Raw genomic sequence first — 15,289 nt, 5'->3', positions numbered from 1 at the left:
CCAGCGCAGCTCCGTCAGGCGGGACCGCAGGTCAGCAGGTCGTCGACGGCGCCGGCGAAGCCTTCGGACCCGGACAGCGGCGCCGCGAAGGGCACCCGCAGGTCGTAGCAGCCGCGCCGGCTCTGCACCCGGAAGCGGACACCGAAGCGGTCCAGCCCCAGCAGCCGGACGTCGTCCCGGCGTCCCGCCCAGTGCTGCACCCGCCCGCAGAGCCGGCCGAGCGGCCCGCCGGTGGCCGCCATCAGGTCGATCTCCGCCCGGCTGACCGGATCCGGCGACGCGTCGCGGAAGTCGTCCGGGTCGACGTCGACGCACGTCCCCGACTCCTCGAGCTCCACCTCGGCCAGATCCATCCGCACCAGGGTCGCGGTCAGCCCGACCTCGAACAGGGCCTCGACCGGGGCGGTCTCGGCGAAGTCGAGCACCAGCTGGGCGACGTCCGCAGCAGGTACGGGCGTCAGCCATCCCGCCAGCTGCACGAGGCCGCGCACGGGGTGGGCCAGCGGGAGGGGGGAACGGTCCGTCACGGTCAGCCGGGCCGGGGCGTCGCCCAGCGGCGAGCCGCGCAGAGCGTCCACCACGCCACCGGACGAGGGGACGACGAGCAGCACCTCGCCGTCCGCCGTCACGGTCGCGGCCAGCACCGGACAGGTGCCGATGCCGGCGACGTGCAGTGCGGACGTCGGGCGCAGGGCGACAGTGCGTGCGCGCTCGGCCGCCGGCGGCTGCCGGTCGACGGCGGTGGGCGGGTGGGTCGGGCCGGCCGTCATGGACCACCTCGGAATCCTCGGGAAGGGGTTGTAAGGTGAGCCTAACCAAACTCGGAGGTCCTGTGAACACGCCCCGTCCCAAGGTCCGGCTCAGTCGCGCGCTGGGCATCCCGCTCACCCCGAAGTGCGTGCAGTACTTCGAGCGCCGTCCGTACCCGCCGGGTGAGCACGGCCGGAAGCGCCGCAAGGACAGCGACTACTCCACCCGGCTCAAGGAGAAGCAGCGGCTCCGCGCGCAGTACGACATCTCCGAGACCCAGCTGCGCGCGGCGTTCGACCGCGCCAAGCGCTCGGGCGGCAAGACCGGCGAGGCGCTGATCCAGGACCTCGAGTCTCGGCTGGACGCCACCGTCCTGCGCGCCGGCTTCGCCCGGACGATCTACCAGGCCCGGCAGTTCGTCACCCACCAGCACGTGCTGGTCAACGGCAAGCGCGTCGACCGCCCCTCCTACCGACTCCGGCCCGGCGACTTCATCCAGGTCGCCGAGAAGTCGAAGACCAAGGAGCCGTTCGTCGTCGCTGCCTCCGGTGCGCACGCCGAGCCGCCGAAGTACCTCGAGGTTCGGCTGGCCGACCTGGTCGCCCGCTACGAGCGGACGCCGAGCCGCGAGGAGGTCCCCGTGATCTGCGAGGAGCAGCTGGTCGTGGAGTACTACTCCCGCTGACCGCCCGAACCATGCGAACTCGTGGCGATCAAGCGCCGATGGCCACGAGTTCGTGTGACTCGGCGGGCCGCGGGACCGGTCAGGCGGCGGCCAGCAGGTCCTCGACCGCGGCGATCAGTGTGGCCCGGGCGGTGCGCGGGTCGGCCAGGTAGCCGGCCACCATCGCGCCGTCGCGCAGCATCAGGAAACGGCGGGCGGCGTCCGAGGGTGCCGGGTGCCCGGCGACGGCGAAGGCGCGCCGCACCGTCTCGTCCAACCAGCGCCGGTGCGCGAGGACGGCGCGGTGCACCGGGTGTTCGGGATCGGGGAACTCCGCTGCGGCGTTGATGAAGGGGCAGCCGCGGAACGCCCGGCCGCACAGCTCGTCCCCGATGCCCTCGGCGAATGCCCGGAGCCATCCCGCGGCCCGCTCGGCCGTGGCCGGAACGGCGCCCACCCGTTCCCGCACCGCCGAGTGGACGGCCGTCAGGTAGGCGACGACGAGGTCGTCCTTGCCCGGGAAGTGGCGGTAGAAGGTGGCGCGGGTGACCCCTGCGCCGCTGATGACCCGGTCCACCCCGACCCCGCGAATGCCCTCGGCGTAGAAGGTCTCCGACGCCGTGCGGAGCAGCCGCTCTCGGGCGGCCGAGGGCCGAAGGGCGGTGGTCACGGGCCGAGGCTAGCAAGAACGACCGTTCTGTCTTGCCGCGGCGAGACTGCTGTGGTCAAGTGGGAAGAACGACCGTTCTCCCTCTCTTCTGGAGTCCCTGTGCCCACGATCTACACCGCCACCGCCACCGCGACCGGCGAGGGCCGCAACGGCCACACCCGCTCCTCCGACGGTCTGATCGACCTCGACCTGGCGATCCCGAAGGAGATGGGCGGCCCCGGCGGCGCGAGCAATCCCGAGCAGCTCTTCGCCGCGGGCTACGCGGCCTGCTTCCACTCCGCGCTGAAGATGGTCGCCCGCTCGCAGAAGGTCGAGTTCACCGACTCCTCGGTCACCGCCGACGTCGGCATCGGCCCGAACGACGCCGGTGGCTTCGGTCTGGAGATCACGCTGTCGGTCGAGCTGGGCGGGATCGAGCAGGCCGCCGCCGAGCACCTCGTCGAGGCCGCGCACCAGGTCTGCCCGTACTCCAACGCCACCCGCGGCAACGTCCCCGTGACGCTGGAGACCACCGTCGCCTGACGACGGCCGGCCGGGCACCCACACGGGTCTGCGCAGCAGAAACGGTCGTGCCCAATCCACTCTTGCGACGCCGGGGTGGAACAATCCCCTGGAGCACGATCGCGTGGTCGCCGGAGATGTCGGCTGCGGCCGTGCCCCGGGCGGCAGGGGGAGACGGCGCTGAACAGGCATCTGGAGGAGCTCATCCCGGGCGAGCCCCGGACCGAGCTGCAGCGGATGATCCTGGAGCACGACTGGGGAGCCACCGCCCTCGGCCCGCAGGCCGACTGGTCCCCGACGCTCCGGACCGCCGTCAGCAGCGCCCTCAACTCGCGCTTCCCGTTCCTCCTCATGTGGGGGCCGGAGCTCGTGATGGTCTACAACGACGCCTACGCCCCCATGCTCGGCGCCCGCCACCCCGCCGCGCTGGGGCACTCGGCCCGCGAGGTCTGGTCCGACATCTGGGCCGCGCTGGACCCCATGGTCGAGGAGGTCATGGCCGGCCGGGCCACGTACTCCGAGGACCTGCCCCTGGTCATGACCCGCAACGGCTGGGAGGAGGAGACCTACTTCTCCTTCTCCTTCAGCCCGGTGGTCGAGCCCGGCGGCCGGGTGGTCGGCCTGCTCGACACGGTCGTCGAGACGACGCACCGCGTGCTCGCCGCCCGCCGGCTCGGCCTCCTGCAGCGGCTGGGCAGCCTGCCCCGTGCCGCGCACGGGGACACCACGGAGGCGGTGTCCACCGCCCTGGGGATCCTGGCCGAGGCCCGCAGCGACTGCCCGTTCGGGATCGTCTACCTGACCGGTGACGCCGGCGAACCCCGGCTGGCCGCGGCGCAGGGTGTGGGCGTGCAGGGCTACCTGGCTGGCGAGTCCGTTCCCGACCCGGTGCTCCGGGCGATGGCGACCGGCGAGATCCAGACGGTGACGGGTCTCGCGGATCGGTTCCCCGGCCTGGCCTCCGTCGGCGCCAGCCCGGTGGGGCAGGCCGACGTCGACACCGCCGTCGTCCTGCCGCTCACCGCCGCGGGCGCGCTGCAGCCGGTGGGCGCGCTGGTGCTGGGCGTCAGCCCGCACCTGCCCCTGGACGACGACTACCGCATCTTCCTGTCGCTGGCCGCGGGCCAGGTGGCGGCCACGGTCACCGACGCGCAGGCGGTCGCGACCGAACGGCGGCGGGCGGAGGAGCGCGCGGAGTCGGAGCGGGCGCGGGCCCAGTTCTTCACCGACGTCGCCGTCACCCTCCAGCGGGCGGTGCTCGGCCCGACCGTCCTGCCCGCGGGCTTCGCCGTCCACTACGAGCCGGCCACCGGCACCCTCGAGGTCGGCGGCGACTGGTACGACGTCGTCGACCTGCCCGACGGCGGCTACGGCGTGGTGGTGGGCGACGTCGTCGGCCGTGGCCTGCCCGCCGCGGCGGTGATGGGCCAGCTGCGCAGCGCCGGCCGGGCGCTGCTGCTGGAGAGCCGCTCGCCGGCGCACGTCCTCTCGGCCCTGGACCGGTTCGCAGCGCTCGTCCCCGGCGCCGCCGTGAGCACCGTGTTCTGCGCCGTCATCGACCCTCGCACGGGCAGCATCCGGTACAGCAGCGCGGGCCACCCACCGGCCCTGCTCGTGCACGCCGACGGCACCGTCCGCCAGCTGGAGGGCGGCAGCGCCGTCCCCCTGGCCGTCGTGGAGGGCGGCAAGCGCCCCGAGGGCGAGCTGCACATGCCGCCCGGCTCCACGCTGCTGCTCTACACCGACGGTCTGATCGAGCGGCGGGACGAGGCCCTGGACGAGGGCATCACCCGCGCCGCGGAGGCGCTCGCCGAGGGGCGGGACCTGGGTCCGGCGCAGCTGGGCGCGCTGCTCACCGAGCGGCTGCTCGCCGACGCTCCCGACGACGACGTCGCCTTCGTCCTCTTCCGCTGCTGAACCCGGTCCGGCGGACCACGGGAGGGCCTCAGCGGGGGAGTCGCACCGCCAGCAGGGCGATGTCGTCGTCGCCCCGCGACCCCAGCGCGCCGAGCAGCCCGTCGCACACGCGGTCCAGCGGCTCCTGCCCGACCCGGGTCAGCGCCCGCACCAGCCAGGCGATCCCGTCGTCGAGGGTCATGCCCCGGCGCTCCACCAGGCCGTCGGTGTAGAAGAGCACGGCGTCGCCCCGGTGCAGCTCGGTCTCGTGCTCGGTGCGCCGGGTTCCGGCCTCCCCCGCTCCCAGGAGCCGCTCGGGCGTGCGCTCGATCAGGCCCGCGGTGCCGTCGGCGCGGACGAGGACGGGCGGCAGGTGGCCGGCGTTGGACCAGCACAGCGGGGCCGTGGCGCCGTTCCCGCGGACGTCCACGGTGGCGACCGTCGCCGTCACCAGCGTGTCCAGGCCCAGCCCGGTGAGGACGTCGTCCAGAGCCGCGAGCAGCGCCGCGGGGGAGCTGTGCCCGGAGCGGGCCAGCGCCCGGACCATGCCCCGGGTCTGCGCCATCGTCGCGGCGGCCGGGGCGTCGTGGCCGGCGACGTCGCCGATGACCAGCATGATCCGGCCGTCGGCGAGCGGAAAGGCGTCGTACCAGTCACCCCCGACCTGCGCTCCCTGCTCTCCGGGCAGGTAGCGGGCGGCGGTCTCCATGCCGGGAACCCGCGGCGGTGACCCGAGCAGCGCCCGCTGCAGCATCTCCCCGGTGCGCACCGCGGCGCGGGTGGCCGCGGCCTCCGCGCTGAGCCGGGCGACCTGCGCCTCGTGGCGCAGCCGCAGCTGGCAGGCGCCGACGGCGATGGCGCCGGAGAGGATCACGGCGATCATCCGGACGGTCTGGGCGACCGCGGTGTCGGAGGTGTACTGCTGCTCGTAGAGACCGAGCGCGGTGGCGACGACGAACGCCGCCGACGCATACGCGACGGTGGCCCGCCGGCTCAGGGCGGTGGACGCCACCAACGGCGCCATGACGACGAGCCCGAGCACCGTCTGCCCGCGGCCGCTGACGATCTCGCCCAGCACGACCAGCGCCAGGATGACGGCGGGCAGCGCCGCGTCGATCCGCCCCGACCGGTTCACCACGTTCCCCTCGTCCGGTCCGGCACCCATGGCTGCTGTCGATCCGGGCCCCAACCTAGACGACGCCGCGAGTCGGCCTTCAGCCCGCGGAGCCCGGCATCGAGTCCAGGGGCAGGCCGACGTAGAGCATGCCGATCAGTGCGCCTGCGTCGTCGTGCAGGCCGGCGTAGGCGGTGAAGTACTGCCGGCCGGCGACTGTCGCCTCGCCGGTGAAGACCCTTCCGCCGAGGACCGCGGCGAGCACCGGGTTCGGCGTCCCGTCGGCGTTGGTCCGGGCGATGTAGGTGCCGATGTTCCGCCGGCCGGCGGGGTTGAGCACCGTCGTGGCGGCCCGGACCATGCTGCCCTGGTCGTCCAGGCGCTGGAACACCGTGCAGCTGCCGCCCACCTGGCGCACGACCTCGTCGACCAGCGGTGTCGGCCGGCGGGGATCGTCGTTGCGCTCGAGGGGAGCCTCGCCGATGAGGACGTCGGCCAGCTCGGCGGTGTGCGTCGCCCCGGTGGCCTGGTCCTTCACGCTCACCGGCGAGCGGACCCCGCCGAGCCGGGCGCCGCCCAGTTCGGCGAGCTGCTGCTCGGCGATGCCGAGTGCCCGCCGGACGTAGACCACCCGCTGGCTCTCGGCGAGCTGGGCGACGGCGTCGGTGATGCGCGCCGAGCCGCTGGCGGCCCGGTCGACGTTCTCCACCACCCGCTCGGTGGCGGCCCGCTGCTGCTCGACGGCGGCGGCGATGGAGTCCTGTGCGTCGGCGATCGATCCGAGCGTGCCGGTGATCCGCGAGATCACCGCGACCGCCTGCGCGGTCTCCTTCTGCACGGCCTTGATCTGCGCGTCGATGTCCTGCGCGGCCTGCGCGGTGCGGGTGGCGAGCTCCTTCACCTCGTCGGCGACGACCGCGAAGCCGCGGCCCAGCTCGCCGGCGCGGGTGGCCTCGACGGAGGCGTTCAGCGCCAGGAAGCGGCTCTGCTGGCTGATCGCGGTGATCATGCGGACGAACTGGGTGATCGACTCACTCGCCGTCTGCAGCGCGGCGATCCGCTCGTCGACCGCCTGCGCGTCCCGCACGGCCTCGATCGCGACCGCGGAGGCGCGGCTGGTGCTCGCCGAGATGTCGCCGATGGCCGACCGCAGCTCGGAGAGCGACGCGGCTGCCTCGCGGGAGGTGTCGGAGACCTCGCGGGAGGCCTGGGCGAGGACGCCGGCCTGCTGGGCGGCGGCCTCCATGCTCGTGTCCCGCTCGGTGACCCGCCGGGGCGCGGTCGCCCGCGGAGGGGCAGCGGGGAGTGCAGGCGCGACCGGTGCCTGCGACGTCGACGAGCGCACGACCTGATTCCTCCTACGTCCGACCTCGGGCACCGCGCGCCGCCGGCAGGCGGGGAGGTTCCGGAACACCGTAGGTCGCCCGGCCCGAGATCAGGGGCGGGCGCGCCGTGCGATAGGCGGCCGAGACCATTCCGGGAATGGTGGAGGTCGTCGCCTTTTCGATGTCGACTCGGAGACTCGAGTTTCTTTTGGGACAAGAGTTAAGAATGCGGCGGGCGTTGCCGAAGACTTGGTTGTCGAACGACTGGCCAGTGCCGATGACCCGAGTGACCAGCACCCGGGCGGGCCAGGCCGCTGAGAGAAAAGGACACAGGCAATGCGCAAGTCGCGCGTTCTGCTCGCCGGAGTCGCGGTTGCCGCTGCCGGCCTCACGACCTCCGCCTTCACCGCCAGCAACACCATCACGGTGGACAACAACGTCGCCGGTTACGGCGAGCTGACCACCTCCGGTGTGACGGTCACCAACATCGCCTACGCCCCGACCGCCGCCGACGGCGCGCGGCTGCAGAGCGTGGCCTTCACCGTGACCGAGGACCTCACGGGGATGTCGTCGCGGATGACCCTGTACGGCCTGGGTGGCAGCCCGACCCCGATCTCCAACGGCGCCTCCACCTGCAGCTACGTGGCGGCCAACAACCTCGTCACCTGCACGCTGACAACGCCGCCGCTGATCACGTCGTTCGACAAGACCTCGCTGACCGTCACCTCGAACTAAGCAGTTCCGTCTGGGCGAGGCGGCTCCTCGGAGCCGCCTCGCCCGAACCACGATCGGTGCCCCTCCATGACAGCCGCATCACGAGTCGCGAGCACCAGCGCCGCAGCCGCGCTGGTGCTCGCGACCCTGTGGCTCTTCTGGCCCCAGTCGCTGGGGGGCGGCACGACGTACGTCACCACCTACGGCACCAGCATGGAGCCGGGCTTCTCCTCCGGGGACATCGCCGTCCTGAGCGAGGCCGCCGCGTACTCGGTCGGCGACGTCGTCGCCTACCGGAGCGAGTCCCTGAACACGATCGTCATGCACCGGATCGTGTCCGCGGACGCCGAGGGCTTCGTCACCCAGGGCGACAACAACGCCTGGCTCGACCAGGACCGGCCGACCGACGAGGACATCCTCGGCACGCTGTTCCTCCGCATTCCCAACGGCGGCCACGTCCTCGACACGCTCACCTCGCCGTGGACCCTCGGAGTCGTGGGCCTCGCCACCCTTCTGGTGGTGGGTTCGGCCAAGGCCGGCAAGGAGCGCAGGGGTCGCCGGTCGCGACGCCGCCGCGCTCCGGCGTTCACGATGCCCTCCTTCTCCGCTCCGTCCCTCTCGGTTCCGGCGCTGCCGGTCCCGCGCCTGACCTCCGGCGACATCCCCGTGCTCGTGCGAGCGAGAGGCCGCCAGGTCGCCGTGGCCGCCGGGTCCGTCGCGCTCGTGGCCGCTCTCGCGGCCGCGGCGCTCTTCGTCGTCCCCTCGACGGAGTCGAGCACCGACTCCGTCGCGGTCACCGAGCGGGGGACCTTCTCCTACTCCGGCACCGCGGCACGCGGCACGACCTATCCGTCCGGCGTCGTCGAGACCGGTGACACAGTGTGGACGAAGCTCGCCGACAGCCTGACCGTCTCCTACGCCAGCGACGTCAGCGGCCCGGGCGTCGCGGACCTCCAGGGCGTCGTCCGCCTGGACGTCTCCATCGAGGCGCCGGACGGCTGGAGCGCCTACCTGAACAGCGGCCCGGTGGTCCCGTTGCAGGACGGCGCGGCGACCGCCAGCGTCGCCGTCGACGCGACCGCCGCCACGTCGGTGCTGGACGAGCACTACGCGGAGGTGGGCGGCTCCGGGGGTGGCGCGATCCTGCGGATCACGCCCACCGCGGCGATCTCGGGAACCGTGCAGGGGAACCGGTTCGAGGCGAAGGGGCCGGAGACGCTGGCTTTCGCCCTCGACTCGACCGCCCTCCGGTTGGCCGGTGAGGCCGACGTCGTGCTGAACACCACCACCGAGACCGAAGTGGCGACCGGTGAGGTCGTCGCCCGCTCCTTCGCGGTCGCCGGCGCCACCGTGCCTATCGGGCTGGCCCGCGGCCTCGCCGTCCTCGTCCTGGCCCTCGCCGTCGCTGTCGCGGCCGGCGGCGCCTGGCTCAGCCGGTCCCGCCGCGGCGACGCCGCCGACGAGTTCGTGCTCCGCCACGCCGACCGGATCGTTCCGGTCGCCGCCTTCGCCACGGCCGGCACCGTCATCGACGTCTCCGACGCCGAGTCCCTGCACCGGGTCGCCGAACGCTTCGACACCGTCGTCCTGCACCACGCCGGCGAGGACGAGGACACCTTCGCCGTCCGCGACGTGGACGCGACCTACCGGTTCGTCGTCCCCGGGTCACCCGCCCGCCGCGGGAAGCCGCCGGTTCCCGCACCCCGCGCGAGCGCCGCGTACGTCGACGACTACACGACGCCGCTCCCGCGGCCGGGTCGCCTCCGCAGCCGCGTGGCCTGACCTCAGGCCGGCTCCACCGGCTCCTCGTCGTAGGACCCGAGTGCCCGCTGCGCCCACAGGACGTCGCGCCACCGCCCGTGCTTGAAGCCGATCCGCCGATAGGTGCCGATCGGCTCGAACCCCATCGCCGTGTGCAGCCCGACGCTCGGCTCGTTGGGCAGCGTCATGCCGGCGACGGCGGTGCGGAAGCCGCGCTCGGCCAGCCGCGCGAACAGCGCCTCGTAGAGCGCGCGCCCGCCGCCGCGCCGTCGTCGTCCACCGTCCAGGTAGACGCTGACCTCGCAGGACCACCGGTAGGCGGCGCGCTCCTTGTAGGGCCCGGCGTAGGCGTACCCGACGACGACGCCGTCGTCCTCGAGCACCAGCCAGGCGTGCGCGGCGGCGATCCGTTCGGCCATCTGCGCCGTGGACGGCGGCTCGAGCTCGAAGGTGATCGCGGTGTCGGTCACGTACGGCGCGTAGATCGCCGCGCAGGCCGCCGCATCGGCCTCGGTCGCGGCCCGGACGGAGGAGGTCACGGGCGCCCACCGTATGCGTGCTCGCCGCTCGGCTAGCGTCCGGCGCCGTGCCTCCCGCCCCGTCGTCGACGACCGTCGCGGGGCTGGTGACTGCGCTCGTCGGGTTCCTCAGCTCGTTCGCCGTGGTCCTCACCGGCCTGCGGGCCGTGGGCGCCTCGCCGTCGCAGGCCGCCTCGGGTCTGCTGGTCCTCCTGGTGGCGACGGGGCTGAGCACGATCCTGCTGGCCTCGCGGACGCGCATGCCGATCACCGTCGCCTGGTCCACCCCGGGTGCGGCGCTGCTCGCGAGCGCCGCGGCCCCGTCCTGGCCGGTGGCCGTCGCCGCGTTCGTCGTCGTCGGCGGGCTGGTGCTGCTGACCGCTGCCTGGCCCGGGCTCGGGCGGGCGATCGCCGCGATCCCGCCGGTCCTCGCGCAGGCGATGCTGGCCGGCGTCCTGGTCCCGCTCTGCCTGCAGCCGGTCCGCGCCGCGCTGGAGATCCCCTGGCTGGTGGTGCCGGTGCTGCTGGTCTGGGGAGTCCTGCTGCGGGTGTCACCGCGCTGGGCCGTGCCGGCGGCCTTCGTCGTCACCCTGGGGCTCACCGGGTGGCTGGCCGTGCGCGACGGCGGGGTTGCCGCGGCGGCCCTGGTTCCCGGGCTGGAGTGGACGACGCCGGACTTCGGCTCGATCGCCGTCGTCGGGCTCGCGCTGCCGCTGTTCATCGTCACGATGGCCTCGCAGAACGTGCCCGGCATGGCGGTGCTCGCGTCCTACGGCTTCCGCGCGCCCTGGCGGCCGGCCATGGCGGTGACCGGCGTCGGGACGGCGCTCGGCGCGCCCTTCGGCGGTCACGCGATCAACCTGGCCGCGATCAGCGCCGCCCTGGCCGCCGGCCCGGAGGCGGACGCCGATCCGGCGCGCCGCTACCTCGCCGCGCGGACCGCGGGGCTGGCGAACCTCGGGCTCGCGGTCGCGTCGACCGCCGCGGCGGCGCTCGTCGCGGTCGCGCCGGCCGGGCTCGTCGCCGCGGCGGCGGGTCTGGCGTTGTGGCCGGTGCTGGCCGCGTCCCTGGGTGCCGCGCTGGCCCGGGTCGAGGACCGCATCCCTGTCGTCGCCACCCTGCTGGTCGCCGTCAGCGGCATCACGATCGGCGGCGTCGGCTCGGCCTTCTGGTCCCTGGTCGTGGGGCTGGCGCTGTGGGCGTGGCTCCGCCCGTCCCCCGCTGCGGAGTGAGGCTCAGCGGCGCCAGAAGTCGAAGCGGTCGCGCCCCGGCCGGAAGCCGGCCGCCTCGGCGACCGCGACGGCCAGGTCGAACTTCTGGCCGACGGCGGCCGGCGCGTGGGCGTCGCTGCCGAAGCTGACCGCCTCGCCACCCTCCTCGCGGAACCAGCGCACCTGGTCGGCGGAGGCCAGCGGGCTGCTGGTGTTGATCTCCAGCGCGCGACCGCTGCCGGCCAGGGCGCGGAACACCGCGCGGTACTCCTCCTCGTAGTCCTTCTCCACGTACCGGTGGCTGCCGCCGGGCCAGTACCGCCGCGGGAAGTCCACGTGCGCCAGCACCTGGAAGACGTCGCTGCTCTCGATCATCCCGACCATCTCGCCGAGGTAGCGGCGCATCGTGGCGTCGGCGTCCACGTGCAGCAGCCGCCCCACCCCGATCAGCCGGCCGTCGTCGGAGAGCGAGTGCAGCGAGCCCAGGATCCGGTCGACCGGGGAGTCCTCGAGGTGCTTGGCGATGCTGGCTGCGAACAGGTGCGGCTCGCCGGTCTCGATCCCCGACCAGATGCGCAGCTCGGGGAAGCGGTCGCGCACCTCGGCGATCTCGGCGAAGTAGCCCTCGACGTCGATGGGCAGCTGGTGGGCCGGATGGCGGTCGACCAGCCCCTGCTCGGTGGCCCGGTCCTCGGCGTGCCAGACGGTGAAGTCCAGGTGCTCGGTGAAGGCGATGGCAGGCAGGCCCTGCGCGATCGCCCGCTCGCAGGCCTTCCGCATGGTCGACGAGTCCGGCGTGTCCCACGACCAGTGGGTGTGCACGTGGTTGTCGGCCGGCAGCTGACCCTGGTGTGCCCGTTCCTGTGCCATCGCCTGTGGATTCTCCACCGCCGTCCCCAGGTCGCGCGCGGCCACCCGCCCTGTCGGTCGGCATGCCTACTGTCGTCGCCATGACCACCGCTGCTCCGCCGTCGGAGATCGCTGACGAGGCCCTGGAGATCCTGCGGGAGCTCACCGGCCGGCCCGACGCCGTCTTCCGCGAGGGGCAGGACGCGGCGGTCGCCGCGCTGGTCGAGCGATCCCAGCGGGCGCTGGTGGTGCAGCGCACCGGCTGGGGCAAGTCGGCGGTCTACTTCGTCTCGACGGCGCTCCTCCGGCGCCGGGGCAAGGGTCCGACCCTGCTCGTGAGCCCGCTGCTCGCCCTGATGCGCGACCAGGTGGCAGCCGCCTCCCGCGCCGGCATCCGCGCCGTGGAGATCTCCAGCGCCAACATGACCGAGTGGGACGACATCGCCGCCCGCCTCGCGGCTGACGACGTCGACGTCCTCCTCGTCTCCCCGGAGCGCCTCACCAACCCGCGCTTCCGCGAGGAGCAGCTGCCCGGGCTCGTCGAGCGCTGCGGCCTGGTCGTGGTCGACGAGGCGCACTGCGTCTCCGACTGGGGCCACGACTTCCGCCCCGACTACCGCCGCATCCGCGACCTGCTGGGCACCCTGCCCCAGGGCACGCCGGTCCTGGCGACGACGGCGACGGCGAACGAGCGCGTGGTCGACGACGTCGCCGAGCAGCTGGGCGCCGGCGGCGTCGAGGTGACGACGGTCCGCGGGCCGCTCTCCCGCGACTCCCTGCGGCTCGGCGTGCTCCGGCTGCCCTCGGACCGGGCCCGGCTGGCCTGGTTGGCCTCGCACATCGGCGACCTGCCGGGCAGCGGCATCGTCTACACGCTCACCGTCGCCGCGGCCGAGGAGACGGCGAACCTGCTGCGCGACGCCGGCCACGAGGTCCGCTCGTACACCGGCCGCCTGGACGACGCCGACCGCAAGGACGCCGAGGAGGCGCTGCGGGAGAACCGGGTGAAGGCGCTGGTCGCCACCTCGGCGCTCGGCATGGGGTTCGACAAGCCCGACCTCGGCTTCGTGGTCCACCTCGGGGCGCCGTCGTCGCCGGTCAGCTACTACCAGCAGGTGGGGCGTGCCGGCCGAGCCGTCGAGCACGCCGACGTGCTGCTCCTCCCCGGCCCGGAGGACATCGCCATCTGGCAGTGGTTCGCCACCTCCTCGATGCCGCGCGAGGACCACGCAGCCGCCGTGCTGACGGCGATGGCAGACGGCAAGGCGTGGTCGGTGGCCCGCCTGGAGACGGTGGCCGACGTGCGCCGCTCCCGCCTGGAGCTGCTGCTCAAGGTGCTCGCCGTCGACGGCGCCGTCGAGCGGGTGCAGGGCGGCTGGCGCTCCACCGGTCAGCCCTGGGTCTACGACGCCGACCGCTACGCACGCGTCACCCGCACCCGCGAGGCCGAGCAGCGGGCGATGCTCACCTACGCCAAGCCGGTCGACGAGGCCGAGTGCCGCATGTCCTTCCTGCAGTCCGCGCTCGACGACCACACCGCCGCGCCCTGCGGCCGGTGCGACGTCTGCGCCGGCCCCTGGTACCCCACCGACGTCCCCGAGGCCGCGGCGGAGAAGGCATCCGCCGCGCTGGACCGCCCGGGGGTGGAGCTCGCCCCCCGGGCGATGTGGCCCACCGGCGCCGACCGGCTGGGCGTGGACGTCAAGGGCAAGATCAACCAGTCCGAGCAGATGGCCACCGGGCGCGCCGTCGCCCGGCTCACCGACCTCGGCTGGGGCCAGCGGCTGCGCTCCCTCCTGGGCGACGACGGCGTCGGTGGCGTGGTGGAGCTCGACCTCGAGGCTCCCGGCATCGAGGAGGACCCGGACGCCGCCTTCGAGGTGCCGGTCCGCCGCTCGGTCTCCGACGTGCCCCCGGACGAGGAGCTGCTGCGTGCCTGTGGGCGGGTGCTCGCCGCCTGGGACTGGGCGGAGCGGCCCGGTGCGGTGGTGGCGATCCCCTCGCGGCGCCGTCCCCAGCTGGTGAGCGGTGTGGCCCAGGGGCTGGCCCGGATGGGGCGGCTGCCCTATCTCGGGGAGCTGAGCCTCGCGCACGGCGGGCCGACCGGGCAGCCCGGTGGCAACAGCGCCTTCCGGTTGGCCGCGGTGTGGGACCGGATCGTCGTCGGGCCCGAGCTGCGCGAGCGGCTGGCGGAGATCTCCGGGCCGGTGCTGCTCGTCGACGACCTGGCCGACTCCCGCTGGACCATGACGGTCGCCGGCCGGGAGCTGCGCCGGGCGGGCGCCTCGGCCGTCCTCCCGTTCGCCCTGGCGCTCACTGCCTGACTTGTCCACAGCTTTTCGCACACATGTGCGAAAACTCCGGGTAGCGTGCTCCGCATGGGAAAGGACCCCACCCCCCTCGCCACTCGCCCGCTCGCGGCGAGCCTCTGGGCGGGGCCGAGTCAGCCCTCCATGTGGGACCTCGCAGAAGAGGCCACGCTCGGCCCGCTGCGCTCCGTCGTGCGCCACCAGCTGGGCCGTGGCGCCTGGGTGGACCACCTGCCCGGCTGGGTCACTGGTTCCGACGAGGTGCTCGCGGTCCTGCTCGGCGACATCGGCTGGCGCGAGGACCGCCGGCAGATGTACGAGCGCGAGGTCGCCGTCCCCAGGCTGCTGCGCTGGTACGGCGGGAGCGAACAGCTCCCGCACGCGCTGCTGACCGAGGCGCGCGACGACCTGAACCGGCACTACGGACCGGAGCTTGGCGAACCGTTCGTCTCCGCCGGCATGTGCCTCTACCGCGACGGGCGCGACAGCGTCGCCTGGCACGGCGACCGCATCGGCCGCGGCCGGTCCACGGACACGATGGTCGCCATCGTGTCCTTCGGGTCGCCGCGCCCGCTGCTGCTCAGGCCGGTCGGTGGCGGTGAATCCCTGCGCTTCCCCCTGGGCCACGGCGACCTGGTCGTCATGGGCGGCTCCTGTCAGCGCACCTGGGAGCACTGCATCCCGAAGACGACGAAGGCGGTCGGACCTCGGGTGAGCGTCCAGTTCCGACCGCGTGGAGTCGCCTGACCTGCGCTTTTGCCACGGGCAACGGCCCGCCGGCACCCCCGGGGGACCCCCCCTGCAGAGACCCCTTTTCGGGGTGTACTGTTCTCCCTGCGCCCCACGGAAGCCCGCAAGGGAAACTGAGGAGCCCCCCACGGGGGAAGCTCTGGAAGCGGCGTAGAGTTGGACATCCAGCCAGTGACGGAGCCCGTGAGGGTCGAGTTTCTGCGCGTCCGCTCCTTGAGAACTCAACAGCGTGCCGAAAGTCAGTGCCAAGTAATACC

The 15,289-nt window shown here is 73.8% G+C and carries 14 protein-coding genes; 8 read left to right on the top strand and 6 right to left on the bottom strand.

The genetic code is table 11. The features are described 5' to 3' along the window. Positions 1 to 14: 14 nt before the first annotated feature. Complete coding sequence (locus tag LBW97_RS18615) at positions 15 to 770, bottom strand: DUF2470 domain-containing protein (RefSeq protein WP_224500866.1); 756 nt, start codon at positions 768 to 770, stop codon at positions 15 to 17. Between the two features lie 62 nt (positions 771 to 832). Here LBW97_RS18615 and rpsD point away from each other — a divergent pair, with 62 nt between their 5' ends. Continuing rightward, entirely contained in the window at positions 833 to 1,435 is a 603-nt protein-coding gene (rpsD, locus tag LBW97_RS18610; RefSeq protein WP_224500865.1) for a 30S ribosomal protein S4, read from the top strand. 79 nt (positions 1,436 to 1,514) lie between these two features. Here rpsD and LBW97_RS18605 read toward each other — a convergent pair whose 3' ends face one another. Then, positions 1,515 to 2,084, bottom strand: a complete 570-nt coding sequence (locus tag LBW97_RS18605) for a TetR/AcrR family transcriptional regulator (RefSeq protein ID WP_224500864.1) — start codon at positions 2,082 to 2,084, stop codon at positions 1,515 to 1,517. A gap of 99 nt (positions 2,085 to 2,183) precedes the next feature. Here LBW97_RS18605 and LBW97_RS18600 point away from each other — a divergent pair, with 99 nt between their 5' ends. Together LBW97_RS18600 and LBW97_RS18595 are read left to right on the top strand one after the other, a co-directional pair. Continuing rightward, positions 2,184 to 2,606: an organic hydroperoxide resistance protein gene (locus LBW97_RS18600; RefSeq protein ID WP_224500863.1), complete on the top strand. Its 423-nt coding sequence runs from the start codon at positions 2,184 to 2,186 to the stop codon at positions 2,604 to 2,606. 216 nt (positions 2,607 to 2,822) lie between these two features. Continuing rightward, on the top strand, positions 2,823 to 4,502 hold the full coding sequence (locus LBW97_RS18595) for a SpoIIE family protein phosphatase (protein ID WP_224500862.1): 1,680 nt from the start codon (positions 2,823 to 2,825) through the stop codon (positions 4,500 to 4,502). 28 nt (positions 4,503 to 4,530) lie between these two features. Here LBW97_RS18595 and LBW97_RS18590 read toward each other — a convergent pair whose 3' ends face one another. Continuing rightward, entirely contained in the window at positions 4,531 to 5,646 is a 1,116-nt protein-coding gene (locus tag LBW97_RS18590; RefSeq protein WP_224500861.1) for a PP2C family protein-serine/threonine phosphatase, read from the bottom strand. Positions 5,647 to 5,695: 49 nt separating this feature from the next. Continuing rightward, positions 5,696 to 6,940 (bottom strand): Cache 3/Cache 2 fusion domain-containing protein, encoded by a 1,245-nt coding sequence (locus LBW97_RS18585; protein WP_224500860.1) that lies wholly within the window; start codon positions 6,938 to 6,940, stop codon positions 5,696 to 5,698. Between the two features lie 316 nt (positions 6,941 to 7,256). Here LBW97_RS18585 and LBW97_RS18580 point away from each other — a divergent pair, with 316 nt between their 5' ends. Both LBW97_RS18580 and LBW97_RS18575 read left to right on the top strand, forming a co-directional pair. Beyond that, complete coding sequence (locus LBW97_RS18580; RefSeq protein WP_224500859.1) at positions 7,257 to 7,655, top strand: hypothetical protein; 399 nt, start codon at positions 7,257 to 7,259, stop codon at positions 7,653 to 7,655. Positions 7,656 to 7,721: 66 nt separating this feature from the next. Then, the gene (locus tag LBW97_RS18575; protein WP_224500858.1) at positions 7,722 to 9,416 is read left to right on the top strand and encodes a signal peptidase I; all 1,695 of its coding nucleotides are present in this window, start codon (positions 7,722 to 7,724) and stop codon (positions 9,414 to 9,416) included. A gap of 2 nt (positions 9,417 to 9,418) precedes the next feature. On the opposite strand, the gene LBW97_RS18570 is transcribed toward LBW97_RS18575, so the two are convergent. Then, positions 9,419 to 9,934: a GNAT family N-acetyltransferase gene (locus tag LBW97_RS18570; RefSeq protein WP_224500857.1), complete on the bottom strand. Its 516-nt coding sequence runs from the start codon at positions 9,932 to 9,934 to the stop codon at positions 9,419 to 9,421. 47 nt (positions 9,935 to 9,981) lie between these two features. Here LBW97_RS18570 and LBW97_RS18565 point away from each other — a divergent pair, with 47 nt between their 5' ends. Beyond that, positions 9,982 to 11,145 (top strand): benzoate/H(+) symporter BenE family transporter, encoded by a 1,164-nt coding sequence (locus LBW97_RS18565; protein WP_224500856.1) that lies wholly within the window; start codon positions 9,982 to 9,984, stop codon positions 11,143 to 11,145. 3 nt (positions 11,146 to 11,148) lie between these two features. Here the strand turns inward: LBW97_RS18565 and LBW97_RS18560 are convergent, their stop codons facing one another. Further along, positions 11,149 to 11,994 carry a PHP domain-containing protein gene (locus LBW97_RS18560; protein WP_224500855.1) on the bottom strand — a complete coding sequence of 282 codons (846 nt, stop codon included), beginning with the start codon at positions 11,992 to 11,994 and terminating at the stop codon, positions 11,149 to 11,151. Positions 11,995 to 12,074: 80 nt separating this feature from the next. Here LBW97_RS18560 and LBW97_RS18555 point away from each other — a divergent pair, with 80 nt between their 5' ends. Continuing rightward, positions 12,075 to 14,297: a RecQ family ATP-dependent DNA helicase gene (locus LBW97_RS18555; RefSeq protein ID WP_224500854.1), complete on the top strand. Its 2,223-nt coding sequence runs from the start codon at positions 12,075 to 12,077 to the stop codon at positions 14,295 to 14,297. Positions 14,298 to 14,351: 54 nt separating this feature from the next. After that, positions 14,352 to 15,029, top strand: a complete 678-nt coding sequence (locus LBW97_RS18550) for an alpha-ketoglutarate-dependent dioxygenase AlkB (protein ID WP_224500853.1) — start codon at positions 14,352 to 14,354, stop codon at positions 15,027 to 15,029. Positions 15,030 to 15,289: the final 260 nt, after the last annotated feature.

The organism is Blastococcus sp. LR1 (assembly GCF_020166105.1).
Lineage (GTDB): Bacteria > Actinomycetota > Actinomycetes > Mycobacteriales > Geodermatophilaceae > Blastococcus.
This window is presented reverse-complemented; position numbering and strand designations above follow the sequence as displayed.

Bases quoted from the DNA above. Each gene is read 5' to 3' on its own strand.
- LBW97_RS18615 (WP_224500866.1), bottom strand. From the start codon at position 770: ATGACGGCCGGCCCGACCCACCCGCCCACCGCCGTCGACCGGCAGCCG.
- LBW97_RS18595 (WP_224500862.1), top strand. From the start codon at position 2,823: ATGATCCTGGAGCACGACTGGGGAGCCACCGCCCTCGGCCCGCAGGCC.
- LBW97_RS18590 (WP_224500861.1), bottom strand. From the start codon at position 5,646: ATGGGTGCCGGACCGGACGAGGGGAACGTGGTGAACCGGTCGGGGCGG.
- LBW97_RS18580 (WP_224500859.1), top strand. From the start codon at position 7,257: ATGCGCAAGTCGCGCGTTCTGCTCGCCGGAGTCGCGGTTGCCGCTGCC.
- LBW97_RS18575 (WP_224500858.1), top strand. From the start codon at position 7,722: ATGACAGCCGCATCACGAGTCGCGAGCACCAGCGCCGCAGCCGCGCTG.
- LBW97_RS18560 (WP_224500855.1), bottom strand. From the start codon at position 11,994: ATGGCACAGGAACGGGCACACCAGGGTCAGCTGCCGGCCGACAACCAC.
- LBW97_RS18555 (WP_224500854.1), top strand. From the start codon at position 12,075: ATGACCACCGCTGCTCCGCCGTCGGAGATCGCTGACGAGGCCCTGGAG.
- LBW97_RS18550 (WP_224500853.1), top strand. From the start codon at position 14,352: ATGGGAAAGGACCCCACCCCCCTCGCCACTCGCCCGCTCGCGGCGAGC.